19 protein-coding genes are annotated in these 22105 nt (G+C 68.1%); 6 read left to right on the top strand and 13 right to left on the bottom strand.

Features of this window, described 5'->3' with window-relative positions; genetic code table 11:
* Window positions 1-7: 7 nt before the first annotated feature.
* Window positions 8-382: a YfeK family protein gene (locus AC3WR5_RS15465; RefSeq protein WP_492485627.1), complete on the bottom strand. Its 375-nt coding sequence runs from the start codon at window positions 380-382 to the stop codon at window positions 8-10.
* A gap of 82 nt (window positions 383-464) precedes the next feature.
* Complete coding sequence (locus AC3WR5_RS15460; RefSeq protein WP_492485626.1) at window positions 465-3050, bottom strand: M36 family metallopeptidase; 2586 nt, start codon at window positions 3048-3050, stop codon at window positions 465-467.
* 287 nt (window positions 3051-3337) lie between these two features.
* Here AC3WR5_RS15460 and AC3WR5_RS15455 point away from each other — a divergent pair, with 287 nt between their 5' ends.
* Genes AC3WR5_RS15455 through AC3WR5_RS15435 form a run of 5 tightly spaced genes read left to right on the top strand, consistent with a single transcriptional unit; the run spans window position 3338 to window position 8627 of the window.
* Complete coding sequence (locus tag AC3WR5_RS15455; RefSeq protein ID WP_492485625.1) at window positions 3338-3838, top strand: MarR family winged helix-turn-helix transcriptional regulator; 501 nt, start codon at window positions 3338-3340, stop codon at window positions 3836-3838.
* The gene (locus AC3WR5_RS15450; RefSeq protein ID WP_492485624.1) at window positions 3835-6000 is read left to right on the top strand and encodes an FUSC family protein; all 2166 of its coding nucleotides are present in this window, start codon (window positions 3835-3837) and stop codon (window positions 5998-6000) included. Before AC3WR5_RS15455 ends, AC3WR5_RS15450 begins: the two co-directional genes overlap by 4 nt.
* The gene (locus AC3WR5_RS15445; RefSeq protein ID WP_231010202.1) at window positions 5997-6203 is read left to right on the top strand and encodes a DUF1656 domain-containing protein; all 207 of its coding nucleotides are present in this window, start codon (window positions 5997-5999) and stop codon (window positions 6201-6203) included. Before AC3WR5_RS15450 ends, AC3WR5_RS15445 begins: the two co-directional genes overlap by 4 nt.
* Window positions 6204-6214: 11 nt before the next feature.
* Window positions 6215-7156 (top strand): efflux RND transporter periplasmic adaptor subunit, encoded by a 942-nt coding sequence (locus AC3WR5_RS15440; protein ID WP_492485623.1) that lies wholly within the window; start codon window positions 6215-6217, stop codon window positions 7154-7156.
* 4 nt (window positions 7157-7160) lie between these two features.
* Window positions 7161-8627, top strand: a complete 1467-nt coding sequence (locus AC3WR5_RS15435; protein ID WP_492485622.1) for an efflux transporter outer membrane subunit — start codon at window positions 7161-7163, stop codon at window positions 8625-8627.
* On the opposite strand, the gene msrQ is transcribed toward AC3WR5_RS15435, so the two are convergent.
* The 5 genes from msrQ to AC3WR5_RS15410 form a co-directional block, all read right to left on the bottom strand.
* Window positions 8617-9294, bottom strand: a complete 678-nt coding sequence (msrQ, locus tag AC3WR5_RS15430) for a protein-methionine-sulfoxide reductase heme-binding subunit MsrQ (RefSeq protein WP_492485621.1) — start codon at window positions 9292-9294, stop codon at window positions 8617-8619. The genes AC3WR5_RS15435 and msrQ overlap by 11 nt on opposite strands.
* A complete protein-coding gene (msrP, locus tag AC3WR5_RS15425) occupies window positions 9294-10295 on the bottom strand; it encodes a protein-methionine-sulfoxide reductase catalytic subunit MsrP (protein ID WP_492485620.1) in 1002 nt (333 codons plus the stop codon). The genes msrQ and msrP overlap by 1 nt, the downstream gene beginning before the upstream one ends.
* A 119-nt stretch (window positions 10296-10414) precedes the next feature.
* Window positions 10415-11800 (bottom strand): c-type cytochrome biogenesis protein CcsB, encoded by a 1386-nt coding sequence (gene ccsB / locus AC3WR5_RS15420; RefSeq protein ID WP_492485619.1) that lies wholly within the window; start codon window positions 11798-11800, stop codon window positions 10415-10417.
* Window positions 11797-13947 carry a cytochrome c biogenesis protein ResB gene (locus tag AC3WR5_RS15415; protein WP_492485618.1) on the bottom strand — a complete coding sequence of 717 codons (2151 nt, stop codon included), beginning with the start codon at window positions 13945-13947 and terminating at the stop codon, window positions 11797-11799. The genes ccsB and AC3WR5_RS15415 overlap by 4 nt, the downstream gene beginning before the upstream one ends.
* Before the next feature lie 124 nt (window positions 13948-14071).
* On the bottom strand, window positions 14072-14704 hold the full coding sequence (locus tag AC3WR5_RS15410; RefSeq protein WP_141288349.1) for a c-type cytochrome: 633 nt from the start codon (window positions 14702-14704) through the stop codon (window positions 14072-14074).
* 100 nt (window positions 14705-14804) lie between these two features.
* Here AC3WR5_RS15410 and yihA point away from each other — a divergent pair, with 100 nt between their 5' ends.
* The gene (gene yihA, locus AC3WR5_RS15405) at window positions 14805-15584 is read left to right on the top strand and encodes a ribosome biogenesis GTP-binding protein YihA/YsxC (protein ID WP_492485617.1); all 780 of its coding nucleotides are present in this window, start codon (window positions 14805-14807) and stop codon (window positions 15582-15584) included.
* A 90-nt stretch (window positions 15585-15674) separates the two neighbouring features.
* Here the strand turns inward: yihA and AC3WR5_RS15400 are convergent, their stop codons facing one another.
* The 6 genes from AC3WR5_RS15400 to coaE all read right to left on the bottom strand — a co-directional run bounded on the left by AC3WR5_RS15400 (window position 15675) and on the right by coaE (window position 22066).
* Window positions 15675-18023, bottom strand: a complete 2349-nt coding sequence (locus AC3WR5_RS15400; protein WP_492485616.1) for a patatin-like phospholipase family protein — start codon at window positions 18021-18023, stop codon at window positions 15675-15677.
* 124 nt (window positions 18024-18147) lie between these two features.
* Window positions 18148-19791 carry a chaperonin GroEL gene (gene groL, locus AC3WR5_RS15395; protein WP_141285722.1) on the bottom strand — a complete coding sequence of 548 codons (1644 nt, stop codon included), beginning with the start codon at window positions 19789-19791 and terminating at the stop codon, window positions 18148-18150.
* A gap of 51 nt (window positions 19792-19842) precedes the next feature.
* Entirely contained in the window at window positions 19843-20133 is a 291-nt protein-coding gene (gene groES, locus AC3WR5_RS15390; RefSeq protein ID WP_141285720.1) for a co-chaperone GroES, read from the bottom strand.
* Window positions 20134-20359: 226 nt separating this feature from the next.
* Window positions 20360-20572: a DNA gyrase inhibitor YacG gene (locus AC3WR5_RS15385; protein WP_170200753.1), complete on the bottom strand. Its 213-nt coding sequence runs from the start codon at window positions 20570-20572 to the stop codon at window positions 20360-20362.
* Window positions 20573-20637: 65 nt separating this feature from the next.
* On the bottom strand, window positions 20638-21393 hold the full coding sequence (zapD, locus tag AC3WR5_RS15380; protein WP_141285718.1) for a cell division protein ZapD: 756 nt from the start codon (window positions 21391-21393) through the stop codon (window positions 20638-20640).
* Between the two features lie 37 nt (window positions 21394-21430).
* The gene (coaE, locus tag AC3WR5_RS15375) at window positions 21431-22066 is read right to left on the bottom strand and encodes a dephospho-CoA kinase (protein WP_492485615.1); all 636 of its coding nucleotides are present in this window, start codon (window positions 22064-22066) and stop codon (window positions 21431-21433) included.
* Window positions 22067-22105: the final 39 nt, after the last annotated feature.

Genomic DNA, 22105 nt, shown 5'->3' with positions numbered 1-22105 from the left:
TGGTTGTTCAGGGTTTGGGGGCATGGGCGGCGGCACGCATCGCGGTGAGCTGCGTGCGCAGCCAGGCCCCGCTGTCGACCGGCGCTGCGTTGCCGCACTTCACGAGATAAGGCCTGCCGCTGGAGCTGCTGGTGCTGGCGCCCAGCTCGATGAACTTTTCGGTCGTCGGCACGGCGTCCTTGTCTTCCAGGTAGCCCAGCTTGCGCTGCAGGTGTGTCCTGGCCTCGGCGCCCGGGTACCAGCTGCCATTGCGGTTGAACTCACAGCCGGAACTGGCCAGCCGGCCGAGCAGGGCGTCGATCTCGGCGTGGGCCGGCGAGGGCGCGGCGTGGGCGTTGAAGGCGGCCAGCAGCAGGCTGGCGGCAAGAGGTTTCACTCGCATGGGTGCATCTTAGGCTCGCCGCGCACGGCCATGAAAAAGGCCCGCCGAAGCGGGCCTTGCACAGCGGTGAGGCAGTGAGTGCTTACGGCGTCGGGGTGGCGACGATGTAGCTTTCGACCACGCCGGAGTTGGTGGTGCTGTTGCGCGCCGGGGCGACAGCGCCCACGCCCATGCCGCGCTTGGCGAAGGCGGTGGCCCAGATCATGAAGTCGGCGTCGTCGGTGGCGTCCGCTGCTGCCAGGATGGCGTCGCGTGCTTCGACCAGGGTCGGGGCGTTCGGCGTCATCTTCAGGCCGGCGATGACGTAGTCCTGCACCTTGGCCTTGGCTTGCTTGAAGTTGTAGCGGCCATCCTTCAGGAAGCCGGCATACGCTTCCCACAGCATGTTGGCCCAGACTTCACCGGTGTTGTGCACCTCGGCGTTGCTGGCGCCGTCCTGGCCGAAGGCCAGCGGTGCGGTGGTGGGCAGGGCCACGCCGTTTTCAATGTGCTTGAAGGTCAGCGGGTTCTTCGCGAAGTCGGTCGAGTACGGGGCGCGGCGGATGCCGTAGTACATCTCGCCGGTCACGTAGCCGCCCATCGCGTAGGCGCCTTGCCAGTCGCTGTTGTTGGCGACGTCGGTGTCCTTCTTGCGCACGCTCAGGATCAGCGCGGCGACATCGCTCCAGCCTTCGCCCATGCCGCCACCCTGGTTGTTCGACAGGCCGCTGGCGTTGCCGACCAGGCGGTTCGAGACATGGTGGAAGTATTCGTGGGCAATGACGCTTTCGTCGAGCGTGCCGTCCAGGTCCAGCGCGGCTTCCTTCACCATGTGAACGGTGACCGGCGAGCCGGAGGCCTTGATCTTCGCGCCGTCTTCCATCGTGATCATCACCGCGGGGATGGTCACGGTGGTGTCGTCGCCGCCCATCGTGATCGGCGAGCCGGTCACGTTGTTGGCGACGATGACGGCGGTGGCGCCAGCGTTCTGTGCGAACTTGACCTTGACGTCGAAGTCGCAGGAGCCGCGGTCGATCAGCGCGATGTTGCCGGCCAGGGCCGCCGCGTTGACCGGGGCGGTGCAGGTGTCGCCGGTCGGCGCGGTGCCATCGTCGGACAGGACCACGGTGCCGGTCACGTCGTACGCCGAGGCGCCGAAGCCGGCAGCGGAGAAGGTCAGCTTGCCTGCCAGCGAGGCCGGGGCGGTGATGGAGACATCACCCTTGACCAGGCCGTCGAACAGGTACATCTGCATGCGCGGCGAGCCACCGTCGGCCGGGGTGCTCATGTTGGCGTTGTTGCGGCCCGAATAGTCCTGGCCTTCGGCCAGGATCGCGTCGCCTTCGACGCCGCCGCGGCCGAAGTTGCTGGCCTGGGCATTGCCGGCGGCTTCGTTGAAGCCGTGGTCGTACCACAGGTCGTGCAGGTAGTTGTTCATGTAGAACAGGTTCACCACGGCCGACTTCTTGGCGTCGTCAGTGCTCGGGTCCACGTCGCCAGCCAGCGGGTAGTCGAAGGTGGCGGTGCTGGTGGTCGTGGGCTGCACGTCGCCACGGCGGGCCTGGAAGCCACTCGGCGAGGCCAGGTCCAGGTAGGCGCTGACGTTGTTGCCGACCGGGGTGGTGGCGCCTGCGGCCAGCCAGGGGTCGTTGGTCGAGATGCCAACGCTGTTGACGGTCACCAGGTTGGACGCTGCGTCGGTGCGCTTGACGGTTTGCGTCGGCAGGTCCTTCTTGAACGGCACCATGCCGTTGCCCATCGGGGAGTCGAAGGGCACGCCGTTCTTGTCGGCGAACATGCGGTAGGTGACCGCGCTGTCGTGCGCTTCCTGGTTCATGCGGAAGAGTACCGAGCCATCGGCGGCCGAGACCACGTAGGCATAGTCGGCCTGGGTCGCGCCGTCACGGGTCGCGGCCGAGAGTTCGACGTAGTAGGCGGGCACCAGCGAGCTGCCCAGCGCATACATCACCTTCTTGACGCGCGGATCGCTTTGCAGCTGCAGGTCGCCCTGGCTGGCGGGACGCTTCCAGGTGCTGTACGCACCCTTGGTGGCGCCAGCGGCGAAGCTGTCGGCGATGCTGCCGCCCATGTCCGCGAAGGCCTTGGTGATGGCGGTCGATTCCTTCAGCGAGAAGCTGGCGGCGCGGGCCGAGGCAGCATCGCTCTGCTGTGCGAAGTAGCCCGAGATCGCGACCAGGCGGCCGCTGCGGTCGGTCATCACGTTGATGTCGCGGCCGAAGACCTCGACACCGCCCACGTGCTGGCGGAAGCGGCTGATGACAGGGCCGTTGCCCAGGTCCTGGGTGTCGAACAGCTTGGCATTGCTGATCGCGGCGGCGCTCAGGCCCAGGGCGCTGGCGTTGCGGCTCAGGAAGTGACGGGCGGTGGCTTCACGCAGGGCCGCGCCGGTCAGGCTGGTCTTCAGCGTGGACTGGTTGTTGCCCTTTTGCGCCCACAGGAAGGTGGTGCCGAGCTGGGCGTCGTAGTGGCTGGCAAAACCGAAGCGCGACTTGCGGGCTTCGACGTTCTGGCGCAGGGAGGTGGTGGCGACGGCCGCGGCCTGCGCGTTGGCGTCGAAGTTCGGCTTGTCAGCGGAGACGAAGCGGCCGGAGATCGGCGACGCCGCAGGTGCCGCAAAGCTGCTGGCAGCAAACAGGGCGGCGACCGCCCCCAAAGCAAATTGACGCATGGTCGAGAGTTCCTACAGGGAAGGCCTTGGCACCCGCGGCGGCAGGGCGTTTGGCGACAACACCGCCCCGAGCGCTTGTGACGCGAGGGGCGAACGAAGAGAAAACATTTTGCAATCTCCGTGCCATCGTTGACATGCCAGACATCGCGGGCTAACCCTGTGCCCCTTTGAACTAGGGGGTAGACAAAAACCCAGTGCCGTACGGGGCTGTCGCGTCCCCGTTATAGTAATTAGCAAGCTAACTATCTATTGGCCCGTGCCGCTTCCGGCTCGGCGCCTTGCTTGCCATGACTGCTGCACCGACGCGCGCTGCCTCACAGATGAAGTTCGGCATTGCGCTGGGCGTGCTGCAGCGGAGTTACCGCGCTGCGGCCGACAAGGCGGTGGCGCACGTTGGCCTGTCGCATGCGATGGCCTGGCCGCTGATGATCATTGGACGGCTCGGGGGCCATGTGCGGCCTGGCGTGGTGGCCGACATGCTGGGCATCGAGGCGCCTTCGCTGGCGCGTTCCGTGGACCAGTTGGTGGAAGCCGGGATGGCGGAGCGCCACAGCGACCCGGCCGACGGCCGGGCCAGGACACTGCATCTCACGGCCGCCGGGCATGCTGCCTGGGAGCAGATCGAAGCGGCGCTGACCACGTTTCGTGGCGAGCTGTTTGCCGGGCTGTCTGAAGAGGACCTCTCCGCCTGCCTTCGGGTCTTCGACACCCTGGGCGAGCGCCTGGGCTGCAGCGTGCCGGTGATGCCAGGCAAGCCGCGCGCGCGGCGCAAGGACGACATGGCATGACGAACACCTTGAGGGCTGCGCAGGCCGAACCGCGCTGGCGCGGCACCTTGCTCTGGTGGCCGCGCCTGCTGGGTTCGATCACGCGGGCCGAGCTGGTCTTCTCGCTGAAGTGTTTTGCCGCCGCGATGCTGGCGATGTATGTGGCCAGCCGGGCCGGTCTGCCGCGGCCGTTCTGGTCCATGCTGACGGCCTATGTGGTGGCCAACCCGATGGCTGGCGCGGTGCGCTCGAAGGCGCTGTACCGCTTCTGCGGCACCTTGATCGGCAGCACGGCAACGGTGTTGATCGTGCCGGCGCTGTCGAACACGCCGGAGCTGACCGCACTGGCGCTGGCGCTGTGGGTGGCGTTGTGCCTGTACGTTTCGCTGCTGGATCGCACGCCGCGCGCTTATCTCTTCATGCTGGCGGGCTACACCGCGGCCTTGATCGGCTTCCCGTCGGTCGAAACGCCCACCGCCATCTTCGACACCGCGCTGGCCCGCGTCGAGGAGATCGGCCTGGGCATCCTCTGCGCGTCGCTGGTGCACAGCCTGGTGCTGCCGACCGGCCTGGCGCCGGCCGTGCTGGGCCTGCTGGACCGCACCGCGCGCGACAGCCGGCAGTGGCTGCATGACGTGCTGCGGGCTGACGCAGGCGAGGGCGCCGCGCGCCAGACCTTCGACGCCGACCGCCGCCGGCTGGCAGCCGATGTGACGCAGCTGCGCATGCTGTCCACCCACGTGCCCTTCGACACCTCGCACCTGCGCTGGACCAGCGGCGCGCTGGCCGCGATGCAGCACGCCACCGCGGCGCTGACCTCGCTGCTGGCGGCGGTGGACGACCGGCTGCAGGCATTGCGCGAGGCCGAAGGCGACCTGGCGCCGGACGTGCAGGCGGTGACCGCGCGGGTGGACGCCTGGGTGCAAACACTGCCGTCGCGCATCTCCGAGACCGCCTCGCCGGTGGACGAAGCGCAGGTGCAGGCGCTGCTGGCCGACGTGCGGGCGCTGGGGGCCTTGGCGGGCGAGACGCCTTTGCCAGCTTGGTCGCACGCGCTGCGCCTGGCGCTGGCGAGCCGGCTGGAGGAACTGGTGCTGGCCTGGCAGCGCTGCGCCGAGCTGCGCGACGAGATTGGCCGCGGCCTGGGCGGTGCGCCGGCGCCCACGCGGCGCCTGCCGGCGCTGGGCGCACAGGCCTTGCACCGCGACCGCGGGCTGGCGCTGCTGTCTGCCACCGCCGCCGCGCTGGCGGTGCTGGCCTGCTGCGCGATCTGGATCGCCACTGGCTGGCGCAGCGGCTCGGCGATGGCGATGATGGCCGCGGTTTTCTGCAGCTTCTTCGCGACCATGGACGACCCGGTGCCGATGATCCACGGCTTCCTCAAAGGCACGCTGTGGTCGGTGCCGTTGGCGGCGGCCTATGTGCTGGCCATGCCGCTGGTGCAGGACTTCGGCATGCTGGTGTTGCTGTGCGCGCCGGTGTTCCTGCTGCTGGGTTGCTTCATCCCGCGGGCCACGCCGAGCAACCTGGCGATGCCCATCCTGTTTGGCGTGGCTGGCGCCTTGTCGATGCACGACACCGCCACCGCCGACCTGGTGAACTTCGCGAACTCGATGCTGGCCCAGGTATTGGGTGTGGTGGCCGCGGCGCGCATGACCGCGCTGGTGCGCTCGATTGGCGCCGACGTGGTGGCCCGCCGCATCCAGCGCGCCAGCTGGCGCGAACTGGCCGAGCTGAGCGCACCGGCCGGCGCAGGCAGGCGCCAGGTGCGCGAAGACAGCTACGCGGCGCGTCTGCTGGACCGCATCGGCCTCTTGGCGCCGCGCATTGCGCAGGCTGGTGGCCGCATCGAGGGTGTGGTGACAGACGACGCGCTGCGCGACCTGCGCGCCGGGGCCGACATCGTCGCGCTGCAGCGCGCCCGTTCGGCGCTGCCCAAAGGGGCTCGCGCCGCGGTGCTGGCCCAGGTGGCGGCGTTTTTCGAGGCGCTGCAGGCGGGCCGGCGCGAGCGACCGGCTGCGCTGCAGCAGCAACTGGACGCGGCGCTGCAAGGTGTGTTGGCCGAACCAACCCGCTTGCCCGGCGAACAGGCGCGCGCGGTGGCCGCGCTGGTCGGCCTGCGGCGCAACCTTTGCCCGGGTGCGCCGCCACCCCAGGGTTTGACGATGGAGGTGGCGACATGATTGGTGAGGCGCATGTCTACGGGCTTTACCTGCCCTGGCTGATGCTGCTGTGCGGCGCCGCGTTGGGCGCCCTGTGGGGCGTGCGGCGGGTGCTGGCGGCCACGGGGCTGTACCGCTGGGTTTGGCACCCCGCTTTGTTTGACCTGGCGCTGTATGCGCTGCTGGTGTGGGCGCTCAGCCGTCTCACCGTCTTGATGCAATGAACGAGGCTTTGATGAACAAGCACTGGCTTTCTTCCCGCGTGGCCGTGCCGGTGTTGCGCGTTGGCGTGACGCTCGCCGCGGTGGCCGCCGCGAGTTGGGCGGTGCTGCAGCTGTGGGACCACTACGAGCTGGCACCCTGGACCCGGGACGGGCGTGTGCGGGCCAATGTGGTGCAGATTGCACCAGATGTGTCCGGCCTGGTCACCGCGGTGCCGGTGCAGGACAACCAGGCAGTGAAGGCCGGCCAGCTGCTGTTCGACGTGGACCCGGTGCGCTATGAGCTGGCGCTGAAGCAGGCGCGCTCGGCGCTGGCCGCACAGCGCGTCGTGCTGGCCCAGGCCGGCCGCGAGGACCAGCGCAACGCCGGGCTGGCCTTGTTGATCTCGCAGGAGCAGCGCGAGCAGACGCGCATGCGCGTGGAGCAGGCGCAGGCCGCGGTGGCCCAGGCCGAGCTGGTCGTCAGCGCGGCGCAGCTGAACCTGGAGCGCGCGGCGGTGCGCGCGCCGGTGGACGGGCTGGTCACCAACCTGGACCTGCGCGCCGGCGCCTATGCCTCGGCCGGCCACGCCGCGCTGGCGCTGGTGGACCAGCGTTCGCTGTACGTCGAAGGGTATTTCGAGGAGACGCAGCTGCCACGCATCCACGTGGGCGACCGCGTGCGCGTCACGGCCATGGGTGGCAGCCGCGCGCTGCCCGGCGTGGTCGACAGCATTGCCGCCGGCATTGCCGACCACGACCGCTCGACCAGCGCCAACCTGCTGTCCAGCGTGAACCCCAGCTTCAACTGGGTGCGGCTGGCGCAGCGCATCCCCGTCAAGGTCAAGCTGGACCCGTTGCCGGCCGATGTGCGGCTGGTCGCAGGGCAGACGGTGACAGTGCAGGTGCTGGAAGCGGCGCCGGTGGCCGCGCCAGCGCGTACCGCCAATGCTGGCTCGGCGGATTCGCGGAGCTGAACCCATGCGCAGCCTGTTGATCCCCTTTTTGCTGTCAGCCTTGCTGGCCGCCTGCAGCCACACGCCGGTCGGGCCGGACTACGTGCTGCCCGCGCAGTCGCTGGCTGCGCAACCCGCGGCGGCGGCGCAGTTCAACGAGGCGGCCGAAACCGCCGGTGCGTCGTTCACGACGGCGCCGCTGCCGCCGCACTGGTGGCGGCTCTACGACGATGCCCGGCTGGACGCACTGGTGCAGCGCGCGCTGGCCCACAACACCGACCTGCGCCAGGCCACGGCCAACCTGGAGAAGGTGCAGGCGCAGGCCGATGAAGCGGGTGCCGCGCGGGGCGTGAGTGCGGCGCTGAGCGGTGGCCCGTCGTTTGGCCACGCCTCGGGTCTGTCCTACCTGCAGAAGGGCTACGTGCCGCCCAACCACTTCAGCGCGAGTGCGGGCGTCGCGCTGTCCTATCAGCTGGACCTGGTGGGCCAGCTGCAGCGCAGTATCGAGGCTGCGGAGGCGAACACCGGCGCGGCAGAGGCCGGGCTGGACCTGGCGCGCGTCAGCGTGGTGGGCGCGACCACGCGGGCTTATGCGCAGGCCTGCTCGGCCGGGCTGCGCTGGCAGACTGCGCAGCACTCGGTGCAGCTGCAGCGCGAGGCCTTGGACGTGGCTGGCCAGTTGCAGCGCGCCGGCCGTGTCGGCATGCTGGACCTGAACCGCGCGAAGGCGCAGCTGGAACAGCTCAACGCTGCGATGCCGCCGCTGCAGGCCGAGCGCGAAGCGGCCTTGCTGCGGCTGGCGACGCTGACCGGCGCGCTGCCGGGCGACCTGCCGGCCGGTGTGGCCGACTGCGTCACGCCGCCGCAGGTCATGCAGGCGCTGCCCGTGGGCGACGGCGCCGCGCTGCTGCGCCGCCGGCCCGATGTGCGCCAGGCCGAGCGTGAACTCGCCGCGGCGACCGCGCGCATTGGCGTGGTCACCGGCGAGCTGTACCCGCACATCACGCTGGGCCTGTCGGCCTCGTCGGCGGGCCCGGCGCCGGACTTCGGCCACAGCGATTCGCTGGCCTGGGGCCTGGGCCCGCTGATCTCGTGGACCGTGCCGAACACCGGCGCGGTGCAGGCCCGCATCGCGCAGGCCGAAGCCGGCACGCGCGGTGCGCTGGCAAAATTCGACGGCACCGTGCTGACGGCCTTGCGCGAAACCGAAACCGCGCTGAACGCCTATGCCCGCGAGCTGGAGCGGCGCGCTGCCTTGACGGCTGCGCGCGAGGCCGCAGCCAAGGTGGCACAGCAGTCCGCCCAGCTTTACCGCGGTGGCAAGACCGGTTACCTCGATGCGCTGGACGCAGACCGTTCGCTGGCCAGTGCGGACGCAGCGCTGGCCGCGTCCGAATCGCAGTTGGCCGACGACCAGGTGCAACTGTTCATGGCCCTCGGTGGCGGCTGGGAGGCTTTGCCTGCGTCGCCAGTCGCCAGCGTCAAGCCATGACCGGCCGGCGGCTGCGCAGCCAGCGCCACACGCGCCAGCCCAGAAGGAAGAAGATGACCGCGGCGTAGACCGCGACTTCTGCGAAGTTGTGCTTGCTGGCGCGCAGCCAGAAGAAGTGCAGCAGGCCGCCCAGCGCAATCGCGTACATGGTCTTGTGCAGCGCCTGCCAGCGTTTGCCGCCCAGGCGCTTGATGGCGGCGTTGAACGAGGTCAGCGCCAGCGGCAGCATCGCCAGCCAGGCGGCAGTGCCAACGAGGATGAAGGGCCGCTTGGCCACATCGTGCAGCAGCGCCTGCAGGTCCAGGTTCTGGTCGAACCAGGCGTATGAAAGCCAGTGCAGCGTGCCGTAGAGAAAGGTCGCGACCCCCAGGTTGCGGCGCCAGCGCACGATGCTGTTGAGGCCTGTCCATTGGCGCAGCGGGGTAATGGCCAGCGTGACGCAGAGCAAACGCAGCGTCCAGTCGCCCAGCCCACGGATCAGCGCTTCGGTGGGGTTCGGCCCCAGCTGGTTCTGGATGGCGCCCCAGAGCAGCAGCCCGGCCGGCATGGCCAGCAACAGCCACAGCAGCGGCTTGACGACCGGGTGCAGCAACCAGCCATTGAGCCGCGGCACCAGGCCTTTAGGCGGCGCGCGGCGCGCGGCCGTAGAAACGCCTGTCGCTGCCATCAGAAGTTCTTCTTCAGGTCCATGCCGGCGTACAGCGACGCCACCTGGGCTTCATAGCCGTTGAACATCAACGTGGCGCGCTTCTTCGCGAACAAGCCGTCTTCGCCGATGCGACGCTCGGTGGCCTGGCTCCAGCGCGGATGGTCGACCTGCGGATTGACGTTGGAATAGAAGCCGTATTCGGATGGCGCGGAGCCTTCCCAGCTGGTGGTGGGTGCCTTGTCCATGAAGCGGATCCTGACGATGGACTTGGCGCTCTTGAAGCCGTATTTCCAGGGCACCGCCAGGCGCAGCGGCGCGCCGTTCTGGTTCGGCAGCACTTCGCCGTAGAGGCCGAAGACCATCATCGCCAGCGGGTGCATCGCTTCGTCCATGCGCAGCGCTTCGACGTAGGGCCAGTTCAGCACGCCGGCGCGCAGCTCGGGCATCTGCTTCGGGTCCGCCAGGCTGACGAATTCCACGTACTTGGCGCTGCCCAGCGGCTGCGCCTTCTTGATGATCTCGGACAGCGAATAGCCGACCCACGGGATGACCATGGACCAGCCTTCGACGCACCGCAGCCGATAGACGCGCTCTTCCATCGGCGCGAGCTTGAGCAGCGCCTCCAGGTCCAGCGTGAGCGGCTTGGCGACCAGGCCTTCGATGCTCACGGTCCATGGCCGCGGCTTCAGGCTGCCGGCATTGCGGTTCGGGTCGGACTTGTCGGTGCCGAACTCGTAGAAGTTGTTGTAGGTGGTGACGTCGCCGTAGGCGGTCAGCTTCTCGTTGGCCAGCGCACCGGCCACGCCGCTGCGCACGCCCGGCAGCTTGGCCAGCTTGCCTGGCGGCGTGGCCGGCATGCCTTGCGCGAAGGCCTCGCGCTGCGCCCAGCTGGCCAGGCCCAGCCCGGCGGCCCCGGCCGCGGTGCGCTGCAGCCAGGCCCGGCGCGAGTGGTAGAGCTCGGGGGAGGTGATTTCCGAGGGCAGCGGGTCGTGCGGACCGCGGGAACGGATCAAGGGCATGGCGAACTTCCGAAAGCGAGTGCGAGGTCAACGTCAGTCGGGATGACTGCGCCAGACCTTACAGCTTTCGGATGGATTGTGCTGAGGGGCGGGTGGTTCCCCTCAGCCGATCACCCAGCTCAGAGTTCCCCGTACGAGTGCAGACCCGAGAGGAACATGTTCACGCCGAGGAAGGCGAAGGTCGTGACGACCAGGCCGCCCAGCGCCCACCAGGCCGAGCCGGCGCCGCGCAGGCCCTTCATCAGCCGCATGTGCAGCCAGGCGGCGTAGTTCAGCCAGACGATCAGGGCCCAGGTTTCCTTCGGGTCCCAGCTCCAGTAGCCGCCCCAGGCTTCTGCGGCCCAGAAGGCGCCCAGCACCGTTGCAATGGTGAAAAACGCGAAGCCGACCGCGATGGCCTTGTACATCAGGTCGTCCATCAGCAGCACGCTGGGCGTGCGGGCGTTGATGGGCCGGCGCAGCGCGACCATGATGGCGAAGAACAGGCCGGTGCCGCCGATCAAGCGTGCCGCCTTGGCGGCGGCGCCGGCTGCGGCCGGGTCACTGCCGCCCACCGCGTAGCCGGCGACCAGCACCAGCACCGTGGCCGGCAGCGCCACCAGGCCCAGCCAGAGCGCCTTGGCACTGGCTTCCTTCAGCACGCAGGCCAGGGCCACCATGGCCGACAGCGAGAAGGTGCCGTAGCCGATGAAATTGGCCGGGACGTGCAGCTTCATCCACCAGCTTTGCAGCGCGGGCACCAGCGGCTGGATTTCCTGCGCTTCGCGCGCCACCGTGTACCAGAGCAGGAAGCCGACCGCGGCACTCACCACCAGCATCACGAAGCCACCCAGCGCGCGCACCTGGGCGTGCAGCTTGTAGTGGGCTTCGAAGTAGAGGTAGAACAGCGTGGTCAGCCAGCAGAACAGCACGAAGACTTCGTACAGGTTGCTCACCGGGATGTGGCCGATGTCCGGGCCGATCTGGTGGCTCTCGAACCAGCGCACCATGGTGCCGGTCAGGGCCATGAAGACAGCGGCCCAGGCCAGGCCGGAGCCGATGCGCTGGCCCACGGCGTTGCCGCCTTCTGCCTTGCCCAGGAAGCCCAGCCAGTAGAAGATCGTGCTCATGAAGAAGAGCACGCTCATCCACAGGATGGCGCTCTGGCTGGAGAGGAAATACTTGAGCCAGAAGACCTGGTCGGCGGCGGCCAGGTCGGCGCCGAAGCCGTCGGTGTGGCGGTTGTAGAGCGAGATGGCCAGCAGGCTGGCCAGGCCCACGGCCAGCGCCAGCGCGCGCAGCGGGCGCCAGAACCAGCCCAGCGCGATCAGCGCCGGCGCGGCGCCGGCCAGGATGCCACGTTCGTAGCCGTCCATCGACGCGCCGTAGCGCTGGAACGCATAGCCTGCGCCGCCCAGCACCAGCAGCGCATAGAGCCAGTCCAGCAAGCTGCGGCCGGCGAGCCAGCCGGACTTGCCCATGGGCAGCGACGCCAGGGGCGCATTGCCGGTCGTGGTGGTGTTCATGGCGTGTCTCCAATGACAGCGGGTTCGGCGGCGGTGGATGCGCCGAGCAAGTCCTGGCGCAAGGCAGTGAATTCTGCATCCACGTCCAGTGTGCGCCTTGGCGTGGACAGGGCAATCAGCATGCGGCTGCCAGGGTTGGCTTCGCCAGCGCCCTGCAGCCAGACCCAGAGCCGGCGTTCGCGCACGTAGAGCATCGCAAACACGCCGATGATGAGCAAGACTGCGCCGAGGTAGACAAGGGTCTTGCCGGGTGCGCGGGCGACCTGGAACACGCTGGCCTGGCGCTGCTGGAAGTCCTGCAGCGCCAGCAGCACCGGGGCGGGGTAGAAAAAGCTGTCGGACAGCGAGATGACGGCCTGGGCCATGAAGCTTTGTGCCGCCGCTTCGTTGCCCTGCGGTTTCAGGCCGGCCTGTTCGCGGGCGATGTCGTTGAGTTCGTACAGCGCGCTGTTGAGGATGCGCAGCAGCACGTCGGCCACGCGGGCGCGCTCGGCCTCGGGCACGCTGTCGTCAATGAACTGGCTCAGCGCGACCAAGCCGGCGCTGGGTGTGCTCTTCTTGCTGGCGGGCTCCACGCCAGCGAACAGGGCCAGCGCGCGTGCGCTGGTCACGCGCAGCTGCTCGATCATTTCGGGCTTGTCGGCCGGTGCGGCCTGCCTGGCGTAGCGGCTTGCCGCCTGTTCGCGCAATGCCGTGTCGCCCAGCGCCTGGCGCAGCCGCAGCCAGCCGTCCAGGCTGCCTTGTTCGTCGACCGGCAGGCGCAGGTAGCGGAAGCTGTCGGCCGGCGTGTCGCGCACGCCGACGACAAACACCCGCTGGCCGTCCAGCTCGATGGGCACCATGTAGTTGCTGAACTCGCGGGCCTGGCCGCTGGCGTCGCGCAGCTTGTAGGTGATGGATGGGCCGACGTTGTGCAGCTGCTTGGCCTTGTCGGGGCTGACGCCGCTGCCCAGGTGCTTGTTCAAGGTGCTGCCCAGGTCAACCTTGCGCACGTCGGTGCCGGCACCTTCTGCAGCGCCGAGGTTTTCGACGTTGATGACGCGCAGCCCTGTGACTTCCAGCGTCAACGGGGACTTGCCCTGCTGCAGCGGCACGCTGTCGCCGACGCGGGTGTTGATCTCGAAGGGCTGGCCGCCGGCCTGCAGCGGCAAGGCCTTGAGCTTCAGCGTCGAGCCGCCGTCCTCGAAACTGCTCTGGTAGATCGCCACGCCGTGGTGGGTGACGGGTTCGTTGACCTTGACCGTGGCCTCGACCGGCGGGCTGCCGTCGTGGTCGTGCAGCACGATCTGGCTGGCGAACAGCCGCGGCATGCCGGTCTCGTAGTACTCGACCATGAAGCGCTTGAGCTCGACGTCGAAGTCCAGGTCCTGCAGCACGATGCCGTCCGGCATCTGCAGGATGGCGGTGCCGCTGCGTGCGCCCTCGGGCACCATCAGGTTGCCGCGGAAGGTCGGGTTGCCGGCGGGCAAGCGGTGCTCGGGCGGCACGTCGCGGATCAAACCGCCGCCTTCGAAGGTGCTTTTGCCGGTCAGCGCCATCTGCGCCTTGACCACCAGGTCGCCGTCGAAAAGGCCGCCCAGGCAGATCAGCACGATGGCCGAATGGGCCGACAGGTAGCCCAGCTTGTTGACCCGGCCCTTGCGCGCCGCGACCATGGTGCCGCCGGCACGCACCTGGGCCCTGGCCTGCCAGCCGTGGCGAGCCAGCACGGCCGACACATGGTCCAGCGCCGCCTGGCCTTGCAGCGCGATGCCGCCTTCGGCCTTGTGATGGAAGGCTTTGAGCGACTGCTCGCGCACGCCTTCCTTGAAGCTGCGCAGGTCGGCCAGGATCTTGGGTGCGTTGCGCGCGATGCACAGGCTGGTGGAGGTGACCAGGAAGGCCAGGATCAGCAGGAACCAGGGCGCGCTGTAGACGGTGAACAGGCTGACATGGCCGAACAGCTCGGCCCAGAACGGACCGAACTTGTTGACATAGTCCGGCAGCTGCTCGCCCTGCTTGACCACGGTGCCAATGACCGAGGCAATGCAGATCACGCACAGCAAGGTGATGGCAAAGCGCATCGAGGCCAGCAGGGCCAGCGTTTCGCGGCGCGTGGTGGCGAAGCGGCTGTTGGCAGCGTCGGGAGAGGGAACGGTGGCGTTCATCGGGAAAGGTGCTGCGAAAGAGGTCTGGCTCGCCGATGTGAAAAGGGCCGGTCATGGACCGGCCCGGGCGACGGGGTCGTTGCGGGCCGGCGCGTGCGGGTCTGCTCGCGCCTGGGGCCCGGCTTCAGCGCAGGCCGGCGATGTAGTCTGACACGGCCTTGATTTCCTTGTCGCTCATTCGAGAGGCCACGCCGGCCATCGGCACGCTGTTGGGCCGCGCGCCGCTGCGGAAGTTGTTCATCTGGATTTCGACATAGTCGGCATGCTGGCCGGCCAGGCGGGGATATTGGGCCGGGATGCCGGCGCCGTTCGGGCTGTGGCAGCCGGCACAGGCGGGCACGTTCTTCTCGGCAATGCCGCCGCGGTAGATCTTCTGGCCCAGTTGGACCGTGTCCGGATTCTTCGCGGCGCCTGGCTTGGCGGTCTTGCCGGCGTAGAACGCGGCGACGTTGCGCATGTCGGACTCGCTGAGCGTGGCGGCCATGCCGTTCATCACCGCGCTGGGCCGCTTGCCGGCCTTGAACTCGGTCAGCTGCTTGTAGAGGTAGTCGGCATGCTGGCCCTGCAGGATCGGATTCGCGGGGCTGCCGCGCGACCCGTCTGCCGTGTGGCAGGCGGCGCAAACCGTGGACGAGATTTCCGAGCCTCGCACCAGATCGATCTTGGCTGGTGCCGCACTGGCCTCAGCAGCGAACGCAGGGGCCGCGAGCAAGGCGGCGAGCACGACGGAGCTGGCGACGGCGACGGAAGTCTTCATCGGAAAGGGCCTCGGGTTTGGGTTGTCTCGGATTTTGATTCTTCGTGCAGGTTCCAGGCATGACGCCCGGCAACAAAACCAATGAATCTTACAATGCTCCATGACTGCTTCCCTCCGCAAAGACGCGAAGCCGCCCAGTGCGGAAGCCCTCGCTGCACTGGCATGGGCCCACAGCGCCCGCTTCCTGACCACCGCCAGCCAGCTTGACCAGTTGCCACAGGGCGACCTGGGCGAAATCGCCTTCGTCGGCCGCAGCAATGCCGGCAAGTCGACTTCGATCAATGCCCTGGCACAGCGACGGCAATTGGCCTTCGCATCCAAAACCCCGGGCCGTACCCAGCACATCAACCTGTTTGCGCTCGGCCCCAAGGACGAACCCGACGCCTACCTGGCCGACTTGCCGGGCTACGGCTACGCAACGGTGAACCGGGAGGCCAAGGTCCGCTGGCAGCGGGTGATGGCCGACTACCTGGAGGTGCGGCGCAACTTGACCGGCGTGGTGCTGCTGGTCGACAGCCGGCTGGGGCTGACGCCGCTGGACGAAAGGCTGCTGAATTTCATCTCGCCGCGTGTCGTGAACGGTGCGGTGAAGCTGCTGGTGGTCCTGACCAAGGCCGACAAGCTCAACCGCAAGGAGCAGCAGGCTTCGCTGGCGAAGGTGCAGGACGCGTTGGCCTCGGTCGTGACCGACGCGTCGGACGTCGGCATCCTGCTGTTCTCGGCGCCCAAGCACATCGGCCTGCACGACCTGGCCGAGACGCTGCATGGGTGGATGCATCCGGCGGGCGATGCGGATGCGGATGCCATTGACGAGACCGATGCATCCAGCACCGCAGCCGAAACGACCGCCGAACCGGCGCCGCCGTCCGACGGGGCCTGAGCCAAGCAGCCGGCGCCGGCTGCCCCAGGCGGCTGCGCCAACCTGCTAGGCGGGTGGTCCCGCGTACCCGCGGGACCGGGTGCTCGATGTCTAGGGCCGGCCGACAAACAGCACCAAGCCTGCCTCGCCCCGGGGCGCCCAGGTGAGGCCCAGGTACATCGGCCCCAGGCCGGTGTCGGCACCCAGGTACAGGCTGCCGCCCTGACGCAGGCCGCCTTTGCGCATCTCGCGGGTGTCCAGCCAGGCGTTGCCGGTTTCCAGCGAAGCGCCGACGAAAAATCCGCGGGCGAACACCGGCGTTTCGGCCAGCCGCATGTACCAGCCCAGGCGGCCGAGCAGCACCACGTTGCCGGTCAGCTGGCCGACCTGGTAGCCCGAGAGCTGCTGGAAGCCGCCCAGCGAATAGCGGCCGACCGGCGACAGCCGGTCCTCGTTGGAGCCGCGCGCCATCAGGTGCAGGTTCAGCGTCTGGTTGCCCCAAGTGCTGGCCGTGGTGGCCTGGGTTTCCAGGCGCAGCAGCTTGCGCGTGCCGTCGTCATGCCGCTTGCCGACAAAGGCCTCGGCCTCGGCGCGGTAGCCGCGCTGCGGGAAGTTGGCGAAGTCCAGCTGGTCCATCACCACCCGCAGCCGCAGGCCGGCTTCCTGCCAGGCCTCGGGTGTGTAGAGCGTGTCAGCCAGGTCGTTGCGCAGCAGCAGCTGGTTGCGGCCGACGCGGTAGTCCAGCCCGAGGCGCAACTCGCCCAGGCTGCCCCAGGGCTGGCCCAGGTCCAGCCCGGCACGCGCCACCGAACGCTGCACTTCGCCGATCTTCTCGCCGCCGTTGTCTTCGAACAGCGAGAGGTTGCGGCGCTCGGCGCTGGCCGAGGCGGCCACGAACCAGTCGTTCGACAGGCCCAGCGTCCATTTCAGTGGGTGGTACAGCTCGGTGGACACCTGTGGCACCTCGCCGATCTGCAGCCGGTTGCGCCATTCGGTGCCGTTGTCGGTGAGCCAGTGGCGGTTGTGGCTGACCTTGACGTTGAAGGCACTGCGGCCATCGAAGTCGGTCGACAGGTCCAGGCCGATGTTCAGGTAGTTCGGGCCCCAGGGCTTGTCTTCGAGGTCGAAGACCAGGCCGTCGCCGCGCTCGTTGCTGTGCACCAGCCGGTAGTCGGCGCGCACATAGTCGCCGCTGGCGGCCAGGTACTGGGTGTCGGCCTCGGCCTTTTGCGGGTCGAAGGCCTCGCCCTGGTGCGACTGAAGCTGGGGCTCAAGGCGCTGCGGGTTGGTGGCGGTGGTGCCTTCGAAGGCGACGAACTGCAGGGTGCTGGGCGGCTGCGCAGCGGGGCTGCGGTGCGCGCGCCAGTCGGCATACTGGTCGGCCGGCAGCGCGAGGGCCCGCAGCGATTCGGCCAGCGCTTCGGTGGCGCCGTCGCCCAGTGTGATCAGCGCCTTTGCGCTGTCGAAGTCGCCCGAGCTCAGCTTGCCCAGGTCCGGCGCGATCAGCAGGTCCTGCTTGCCCAGCGTGGCCAGGCTGCGGTGCACGTTCTGCTCGGTCAGGATGTTGATCATCTGCGCTGTGAGGCCGATGGCCGAGTTCAGCGTTTCGCGGCCGGCCAGCGGCGTGCCGATGTTGACGGCGATCACAACGTCCACGCCCATCGCCCGCACCACGTCGACCGGCAGGTTGTTGACCAGGCCGCCATCGCCCAGCACGCGGCCTTCCACTTCGCTGGGCGGGAACAGGCCGGGCACGCTCATGCTGGCGCGCAGCGCCATCGCCAGGTCACCCTGGTCCAGGATGACCAGCGCGCCGGTTTCCATGTCGGTGGCGACTGCGCGGAACGGGATGGGCAGCTGGTCGAAGTCCTGCACCGCGCGCACCGGCAAGGTGTAGCGGCGCAGCAGGGTTTCCAGGCCGCGGCTGGAGACGGCGCCCTGCGGCGCGCGGAATTCACCGTCGCGGTAGCCCAGCTCGATGGCAGTCGAGAGGTCGAAGTCCTCTTCCTTGCGCCGCTGGGAGAGCTGCTGGCGGCCCACGCGCTGGGCGAACAGCCGGCTCCAGTTGACCTTCTTGAACTCGGCTTCGATGGTCTCGGCCGGCATGCCGCTGGCATACAGCCCGCCGACCACGGCGCCCATCGAGGTCCCGGCAATGGCGTCGATGGGCACCTGCGCGCGCTCCAGCGCCTTCAGCACACCAACGTGCGCCAGTCCGCGCGCGCCGCCGCCCGAAAGCACCAGGCCGATGCGCAGCCGCGGCGGGGCGGCGGGGGCTTGGGCCGCCGGCACGCCCTGGGCCAGCGTTCGGGCTTCGGCCGGTGTGCCCGGCGAGCCGCTTGCAGTGCTGGCGCTGCGCGTTGGCTCGGGCTGCACTGCCTGCGCTGCGGCGAGGGCTGCAGACGAGGCGCCAATCACTCCGACCAAGGGCAACAGCAGGGACAACAGCGCACGCGTCATGCGGCGGATTGTGGCGTGGTGCGCCGTGTGTCCGGGCGGCACCGGGTGCGGCGACACAACAAAAAAGGCCACCCGAAGGTGGCCTTGCATGCTTGCGAGAGCGGGGACGCTCAGGCAGGACAGCTTACATGTCCATGCCCATGCCGCCCATGCCACCCATGCCGCCGCCGGGCATCGAAGGCGCGTCGTCCTTCGGGGCTTCGGCAACCATGCATTCGGTGGTCAGCATCAGCGAAGCGACCGAAGCGGCGTTTTGCAGCGCGGTCCGGGTCACCTTGGTCGGGTCCAGGATGCCCATCTCGATCATGTCGCCATAGGTGTCGTTCGCGGCATTGAAGCCGTGATTGCCACTGCCAGCCAACACGGCGTTGATCACCACGCTGGGTTCGCCACCGGCGTTCGACACGATTTCGCGCAGCGGGGCTTCGATCGCCTTCAGGATCAGCTTGATGCCGGCGTCCTGGTCAGCGTTGTCACCCTTGATGGTGCCTGCCGTCTGGCGGGCGCGCAGCAGGGCCACGCCGCCACCGGCGACGATGCCTTCTTCAACGGCGGCACGGGTCGCGTGCAGCGCGTCTTCGACGCGGGCCTTCTTTTCCTTCATCTCGACTTCGGTGGCAGCACCGACCTTGATGACGGCAACACCGCCGGCCAGCTTGGCCACGCGTTCTTGCAGCTTTTCACGGTCGTAGTCGCTCGAAGCTTCTTCGATCTGCACGCGCACTTGCTTGACGCGGGCTTCGATGTCGGCAGCGGCACCAGCGCCATCGATGATGATGGTGTTTTCCTTGCCCACTTCGACGCGCTTGGCCTGGCCCAGGTCGGCCAGCGTGACCTTCTCGAGTGACAGGCCGACTTCTTCGGCGATGACCTTGCCACCGGTCAGGATGGCGATGTCTTCCAGCATGGCCTTGCGACGGTCGCCAAAGCCCGGGGCCTTGACGGCGACGACCTTCAGGATGCCGCGGATGGTGTTGACCACCAGGGTCGCCAGCGCTTCGCCATCGACTTCTTCAGCGATGATCAGCAGCGGACGGCCAGCCTTGGCCACTTGTTCCAGGGTCGGCAGCAGATCGCGGATGTTCGAGATCTTCTTGTCGAACAGCAGGACAAACGGGTTGTCCAGCAGTGCGGCTTGCTTTTCCGGGTTGTTGATGAAGTAGGGCGACAGGTAGCCGCGGTCGAACTGCATGCCTTCGACGACGTCGAGTTCGCTGTCCAGCGACTTGCCGTCTTCGACGGTGATGACGCCTTCCTTGCCGACCTTGTCCATCGCTTCAGCGATGATGCGGCCGACTTCGGAATCGCTGTTGGCCGAGATGGTGCCGACTTGCGCGATTTCCTTGGAGGTCGTGGTGGCCTTGGAGGCTGCCTTCAGCTGGGCGACCAGGGCGGTGACCGCCTTGTCGATGCCGCGCTTCAGGTCCATCGGGTTCATGCCGGCGGCCACGTACTTCATGCCTTCGCGCACGATGGCTTGCGCCAGCACGGTGGCGGTGGTGGTGCCGTCACCGGCGTTGTCGGAGGTCTTGGAAGCAACTTCCTTGACCATCTGCGCGCCCATGTTCTGCAGCTTGTCCTTCAGCTCGATTTCCTTGGCCACCGAGACACCGTCCTTGGTGACGGTGGGGGCGCCGAAGGAGCGCTCCAGGACCACGTTGCGGCCCTTGGGGCCCAGCGTGACCTTGACCGCATTGGCCAGGATGTTCACGCCTTCAACCATGCGGGTGCGGGCATCAGAGCCAAAGATCACGTCTTTTGCTGCCATTTGTATTCTCCGAATTCAGTTCAGTAAGAGGTGTGTGCAGAGGGAGAAGGATTACTTCTCGACGACCGCAAACAGGTCTTCTTCGCGCATGACCATCAGCTCTTCGCCGTCGACCTTGACCGACTGGCCAGAGTACTTGCCGAACAGCACGCGGTCACCGACCTTGACGTTCAGGACGATGAAGTCGCCCTTGTCGTTGCGCTTGCCCGGGCCAACGGCCAGGACTTCGCCTTGATCAGGCTTCTCGGCGGCGTTGTCAGGGATGACGATGCCGGAGGCGGTCTTGGTTTCTTGTTCCAGGCGCTTGACGATCACGCGATCGTGCAACGGACGAAGTTTCATGGCATCTCCTAAATGCAGTGGCTTTGAGCGAGGAAGGCAACACCGGCAAAGGGCGCTGCATCACATCAGGTGCTCAGGAACGCCGGCCAGGAAGGCCGACGCCAGAACTGTTAGCACTCGACTTGGTTGAGTGCTAATCCCATTATAGGCACCGTCTGCCGGGTTTCAAGAGCAGGCGAGTGCCCGGGTGTGACGAAAACCGGCCTGAGGGCGGTCCGTAGCCGGCTCAGGGCTCCGGCTCTTCGCTGCTGGGCTTGGTCGGCACCCGGTAGCCTTCATTGGCCCAGGCGCCGAAATCATGGCCCTGGCAGCGGGCGCTGCAGAAGGGCCGGAAGGCGTTCGCAGGCGAATACAGCGTGCGCTCGCCGCAGGCCGGGCAGTTGACCTCGATGGCCTTGGCGGCAACGGAGGATGGGGGGCTGGATTTGGGCTGGTTCACGGCAGGCGCTGGCGGTGCTTGCAAGTGCAAGGGCGAGGCGGAAACGAATGACGAAGCGATGGGACTCAGGCGCAGAGCGAGAGTTCAAACGCGGTGTCCTGCGCGGCGGGGCGCAGGCGGCCCTCGGCGTCGGCCCGCATCAGCCGCACCGAGACCATCAGGCGGTGGCCGCTGATCTCTGGCACCAGGTCCACCCCGTCGTCCAGCCGCACTCGCAGCAACTGGTAGGTGCGGCCCTGGGGCAGGGTTTGCTGGTACTGGCCGCCCTGGGCCACGACCTTGTGCGGCATGCCGGCGTCCCGCAGCAGGCCCAGCAGCACGTGCAGCGCTTCGCCCAGCGGCCACAGGTGGCTGAGCCACTGGGCGAGGTCGGCGCGGCGCCGATCGGGGCTGTGCTGCTGCCAGGCGAAGTAGGCCGGCAGGTCGAACTCGCAGGTGCCACCAGGAATGCTGATGCGGCTGCGGATGCTCATCAGCCACTCGTTGGTGGTCAGCGCTTGCCCAGCCTTGCCCGCGAACTGGTTCAGGCCGTTGAAGGCATGGTCGATGCGAGCCACGACTTCGTCCAGCGCGGCTTCCGACACATGCGGGTTGCCGCGATAACTTTGCAACTGCGCCTTGTGGCGCTCCAGTTCCTTGAGCAGGTCGGATTTCAGGTCGGCCCGCGAGGCCACGTCCATGATCTCGAACAGCGTGACCAGGGAGAAATGATGGTCGACCGCTTCGTCACGCGGCACCAGGGTGTTCAGTCGGCCGAACAGGTGTTCGAGCCGCAGCATCGTGCGGATGCTTTCGTTGAACGGGTATTCGTAGAGGACCAAAAGGCGCTTTCCGGGCGGTTGGCTGGCGGCGATTGTTTCACACCCCGGGCGCAGCGGCCGGACCGAAAAAACCTTGCTGCCAGAGCGCGTCCAGCTCGGCCTGCAACTGCGCGAGGCTCAGCCCGTCGTTGAGGATCACGGCATCGGCGATGGCGCGGCGCTCTGCCCGCGTGGCCTGCAGCGCGATCACGCGCTGCACCTCCTGCGCAGGCCAGCCGGAGCGGGCCATGACGCGTCGGACCTGTGTCGCCTCGCTGCAGTCGATGACCAGCACCTTGTCCACCCGGCCACGCCAATGGGCCGACTCGGCCAGCAGCGGCACGTCGAACACCAGTGGCTGGCCAGGTTCTGCCTGTGCGGCCTGGCGTGCCGTCTCGGCCTGGATCAATGGGTGCAGGATGTGCTCAAGCGTCTGCTTGGCTTGCAGCGCTTCCGGGGCCTGGCCAAAGGCCAGCTGGCGCATGCGGGCCCGGTCCAATGCGCCATGTTCATCGACCATGTCGGCACCAAATGCCGCGGCGATGGCGGGCAGCGCAGCGCCTTGTGGTGCGGTCAACGCGCGCGAGATCGCATCGGTGTCGATGACTTTGGCGCCTCGGCCTGCCAGCAGTGCCGCGACCGTGCTCTTGCCGCTGCCGATGCCGCCGGTCAAGCCCACGCGCACAGCGCTCACTGGCGCACCCTGCGGCCCGCGGCCGGTCCCGCCGGGCGG

It is taken from the genome of Ideonella sp. FW305-24 (genome assembly GCF_058788035.1).
The sequence above is the reverse complement of the archived record's forward strand: the minus strand, read 5'-3'. Positions and strand labels throughout refer to the sequence as shown.